This window comes from Hydrogenophilus islandicus (genome assembly GCF_054657095.1).
Genome location: NZ_BAAHXE010000079.1, coordinates 1 through 491, shown reverse-complemented (window position 1 = coordinate 491; position 491 = coordinate 1). Strand labels below are relative to the sequence as shown.

The 491-nt window shown below is 59.1% G+C and carries 1 pseudogene; it reads left to right on the top strand.

Features of this window, described 5'->3' with window-relative positions:
• Window positions 1–90: 90 nt before the first annotated feature.
• A pseudogene (locus ACYQ6T_RS10740) lies at window positions 91–491 on the top strand (IS1380 family transposase); the annotation flags it as partial.

The following is a 491-nucleotide window of genomic DNA, read 5'->3' as shown; positions in this document are numbered from 1 at the left end:
CCTGAATCCGTGGGAAACCTGTCCCCGATCAATTGCAACCATATGATTTATTGATAGAATACGGCATCTTCCTTCTTCACCCAACTGATCATGCCCCGCTTTGAAGTCCGTCAATCCGCGAAGCTGAATCTGACCTCTTACTCCGGCCTGGCGCTGATTGGGCAATGCTGCGAGGCGGCGCAGGTGGAAGCCGTGATCGATCCGCGCTTGCCGGTATCGCAAGGCATGAAGACCTCCGACTTGGTCAAGGCGATGACTGGCTTGCTCAGTCTGGGCAAGAGCGACTTCGAAGCCATCGAGCCGTTTCGGCAGGATCGCTTCTTCAAGGAAGCGCTGGGGCTGTCGAAGGTGCCGAGCAGTGCCTGGATGCGCCAGCGACTCGACGCCAAGGCCGGCGAGTTGCGGGAGCGGACGGACGAGCTGTCGGTGCGCCTGCTGGAGAGGACAAAAGCGCCGATCACGCCGCACAAAGGATTCGTGCGCTTCGAGAT